This window comes from Mycobacterium sp. TH-M103, assembly GCF_057473785.1.
This window is the reverse complement of the sequence record NZ_JBYCLG010000099.1, coordinates 1-3892: the sequence shown is the minus strand read 5'-3', so window position 1 is coordinate 3892 and position 3892 is coordinate 1. Positions and strand designations below refer to the sequence as shown.

Genomic DNA, 3892 nt, shown 5'->3' with positions numbered 1-3892 from the left:
TCGAACCTAGATCACCGTCCGTGCGCCCCGCTCACCATCCCCGCCGCCATACCACACGCTCCCTGATCCACATGAACGTCAGGAGAGCCCAATTTCGGGCTGATATTCGCGGGGGGATCGGGGCCGATGCTCGCTGCGGGATTGGGCTGAAACGGCCTGGCCGATGAATTGTCCTCGGCGGCGATGGCGGCCGCGGCCGCGCCGTATACCGCGTGGCTGAGCGCCGCGGCGGTCCGCGCGGAAGGGGTTGGCGCCCAGGCCAAGTCGGTGGCAGCGCTCTTCGAAACCGCGCGGGCGGCCACGGTGTATCCGGGCTTGGTGGCGGCGAACAGGTCGCGGCTGGTGACGTTGGTGCTGTCAAACCTGTTCGGGCAGAACGCTCCCGCGATAGCCGCCGCCGAGGCCGAGTACGAGCAGATGTGGGCGCAGGACGTGGCCGCGATGGCGGGCTAGCACGCCGGTGCGTCGGCGGCCGCCGCGCAGCTGGCGTCCTGGGAGAGCGCTCTGCAGAATCTGTCCAGCTGGTGTCGTTCAACCTGGATGTCGGCAACCTCGGCACCTGGAACCTGGGCAGCGGCAGCTTCGGCAGCGGCAACTCCGGCAACCTGAACCTGGGCTCGGGCAACAGCGGCAACGACAACGTCGGCTTCGGCAACGCGGGCCCGGACAACGTCGGCGCCGGGAACTCGGGGCTCACCGGTCAGAGTTCGGGCTTCTTCAACTCGGCCGGATACAGCTCGGGGCTGGCCAACTCGGGGGACCAGAGTCCGGGCTTGTTCACCGCGGTTTCGGGCACGTCCGGTTTGGCCGGCTCCTGAGGTGCGGGGTCGGGTATGTCGCTCAACGCCGACCGACAGCACACGGTTGAGGGACATGGCACCAGATCCGGCCGGTGTTGCGCCGGTGGTCGCGCCGGGACGAGTTATTTGTAGACCGGCGGGTTAGGCGATACTGGTGCGATGAAGCCGGATTACGACGTCCTGATCATCGGCTCGGGTTTCGGCGGCAGCGTCAGCGCGCTGCGGCTGACCGAAAAGGGCTACCGGGTGGGGGTGTTGGAGGCCGGGCGCCGCTTCTCCGACGAGGAGTTCGCTGAGACGTCCTGGAACCTGCGTAAATTCCTGTGGGCGCCGAGGCTGGGCTGCTACGGCATTCAGCGCATCCATCCGCTGCGCAACGTGCTGATCCTGGCCGGCGCCGGCGTGGGTGGCGGCTCGCTGAACTACGCCAACACCCTCTACGTGCCGCCCGAGCCGTTCTTCGCCGACCGGCAGTGGTCGCACATCACCGACTGGCGCGACGAGCTGATGCCGCACTACGACCAGGCGCAGCGGATGCTGGGCGTGGTGCAGAACCCCACCTTCACCGACGCCGACCGGGTGCTCAAAGAGGTGGCCGACGACATGGGCTGCGGCGACACGTTCGTGTCCACCCCGGTCGGGGTGTTCTTCGGTCCCGACGGCACCAAGGCGCCCGGAAAAACCTTCCCGGACCCGTATTTCGGCGGTGCCGGCCCGGAGCGGACCGGCTGCCTGGAGTGCGGCTCGTGCATGACCGGTTGCCGGTTCGGCGCCAAGAACACGCTGGTGAAGAACTACCTCGGCCTCGCGGAATCGGCTGGCGCGCGGGTGCATCCGATGACGACGGTCAAGGGCTTCGAGCAGCGTCCCGACGGCCTGTGGGAGGTCCGCACCGTGCGCACCGGCAGCTGGCTGCGCCGGGACAGGAGCACCTTCACCGCCTCGTACCTGATCCTGGCCGCCGGGACGTGGGGCACCCAGCATCTGCTGTTCAAGATGCGGGACAAGGGCAGGCTGCCCCGCCTGTCCGAGCGGCTCGGCGTGCTCACCCGGACCAACTCCGAGTCGATCGTCGGCGCCGGCAAGCTCGAGGTCGACCCCGCCCTCGACCTGACCCACGGGGTGGCGATCACGTCGTCGATCCACCCGACGCCGGACACCCACGTCGAGCCCTGCCGCTACGGCAAGGGCTCCAACGCCATGGGCTTGCTGCAGACCCTGATGACCGACGGCGCCGGACCCGGCGGCACCGACGTGCCGCGCTGGCGGCAGTTGCTGGACCAGGCCGCCGAGGACCCGCGCCGCATGCTGCGCATGCTCAACGTCCACCAGTGGAGCGAGCGTACGCTGATCGCCCTGGTGATGCAGCACCTGGACAACTCGATCACCACCTACACCAAGCGCGGCAAGCTGGGCATCCGCTGGTACACCAGCAAGCAGGGCCACGGCGAGCCCAACCCCTCCTGGAACCCGGTCGGCAACGAGGTGACGCGCCGCATCGCCGCCAAGGTCGACGGCGTGGCCGGCGGCACCTGGGGCGAGCTGTTCAACATCCCGCTGACCGCGCACTTCCTCGGCGGTGCCGCGATCAGCGACAGTCCCGCACGGGGTGTCATCGACCCCTACCACCGGGTGTACGGCTACCCGACGCTGTATGTGGTCGACGGCGCGGCGATCTCGGCGAACCTGGGCGTCAACCCGTCGCTGTCCATCACCGCACAAGCCGAGCGGGCCGCCTCGCTGTGGCCGAACAAGGGGGAGAGCGACCAGCGCCCGCTGCAGGGCGATACCTACCGCCGACTGGCCCCGATCCCGCCCCAGCACCCGGTGGTGCCGGCCGAGGCGCCCGGCGCGCTGCGCTGGGACCGCCCCGGCCATGTGGAACCCGGATCGGTCAGCGCCGGCTGAGGCCGGTCAGCCCGGAATCGCCCCCTAGCTTGCGATCGCCTCGAGCGGCGCGCCGCTGAGGACCCGGCTGCGTTCCCCGTGCACGTTGACGGGGACGTCGCCCATCAGGGTGACCCGGTGCATCAGCCGGGGCTGGTTGTCGTAGTCGTCGATTGCCCGGTGCTGGGTGGCCCGGTTGTCCCAGATCGCGACGTCGCCTGCCTCCCAGTTCCAGCGAATCGTGTTCTCGGGCAGGGTGATTCGCCGTTGGATCAGGTCCAACAGGGCGGCGGACTCGTGGCTGTCCAGCCCCACGAAGCCGCGTACGAAGTCTCCGGCCAGCAGCGTGCGCTCACCGGTTTCCGGGTGCACGCGCACCACGGGGTGCTCTGTCTGGAACTCCCGCTTCTCGAACGCCTGCCGGAACGCCCGCTGCGCGTCGGTCATCGCCTTCTGGGCCGCCTGGGCCTCGGCGGTGATGTAGTCGTAGCGGTTGGTGTGCAGCGCCCACAGGTTCTCCACGAGGCACTTGAGCGGCTCGGGCAGCTGCTCGTAGGCGGCTGCGGTGGAGGCCCACAGCGTCGAGCCGCCGTAGGTGGGCAGGGTGACTGCCCGCAGGATCGAGGCCGCGGGGTAGTTGGCGGCGAAGGTGACGTCGGTGTGCCAGCGGTTGGCCTTGCCGTACTCGGAGTTGATCGGGGTGATGACCGGCGCGTCCGCGGCGGCCAGCACCGACGCGGCGGGGTGGCCGATCGGCGTGCCCAGCAGGCCCGCGAACGCGAGCTGCGCCGCGTCATCGAGGTGGTGCTGGCCGCGGAAGAAGATCACCTTGTGGTCCAGCAGGGCGCGGTGAATCTCATCGACCGTGCCGGGGGTGAGGTCGCCGCCGAGGCGGACCCCGTCGACCCGCGCACCGATGCGGCTGCCCAGTTTCGTGACGGTTACCTGGTCTGTCATTGCTGTCGTCCTTGGCCGAAGTCCAGCTGTAGTCAGCTGACTACAACCATGAAGTTTAGTCTAGCTACCGAACGTCGGCCGGGCAACAGTCGGCTGGAGGGCGCTTCCTGCTCGCTACTTCGCCCGCGACATCGCGCGGCGGTGCATGGGTTCGCGGCCCGGCGGTTGCGGCGGCCGCGGCAGCAGGGGTTTACGGGTCCGCACCGCGATCGTCTTGGGCGCGTCGGTGCTCAGGGTGACCTCCTCGC

At 69.3% G+C, this 3892-nt stretch carries 3 protein-coding genes and 1 pseudogene; 2 read left to right on the top strand and 2 right to left on the bottom strand.

The genetic code is table 11. From position 1 onward, the window contains the following. Positions 1-99: 99 nt before the first annotated feature. Positions 100-740 (top strand): annotated as a pseudogene (locus AC2VOR_RS05570) (PPE family protein); the annotation flags it as partial. Positions 741-959: 219 nt separating this feature from the next. After that, positions 960-2708 carry a GMC oxidoreductase gene (locus AC2VOR_RS05565; protein WP_369740316.1) on the top strand — a complete coding sequence of 583 codons (1749 nt, stop codon included), beginning with the start codon at positions 960-962 and terminating at the stop codon, positions 2706-2708. 24 nt (positions 2709-2732) lie between these two features. Here the strand turns inward: AC2VOR_RS05565 and AC2VOR_RS05560 are convergent, their stop codons facing one another. Both AC2VOR_RS05560 and AC2VOR_RS05555 read right to left on the bottom strand, forming a co-directional pair. Then, positions 2733-3644, bottom strand: a complete 912-nt coding sequence (locus AC2VOR_RS05560; protein WP_369740315.1) for a TauD/TfdA dioxygenase family protein — start codon at positions 3642-3644, stop codon at positions 2733-2735. 114 nt (positions 3645-3758) lie between these two features. Further along, positions 3759-3892, bottom strand: a 134-nt coding sequence (locus AC2VOR_RS05555) for a hypothetical protein (RefSeq protein WP_486963349.1), incomplete at its 5' end; no start/stop codon positions are given.

Excerpts from the sequence above, each read along its gene's own strand:
- AC2VOR_RS05565 (WP_369740316.1), top strand. The coding sequence starts at position 960 with ATGAAGCCGGATTACGACGTCCTGATCATCGGCTCGGGTTTCGGCGGC.
- AC2VOR_RS05560 (WP_369740315.1), bottom strand. The coding sequence starts at position 3,644 with ATGACAGACCAGGTAACCGTCACGAAACTGGGCAGCCGCATCGGTGCG.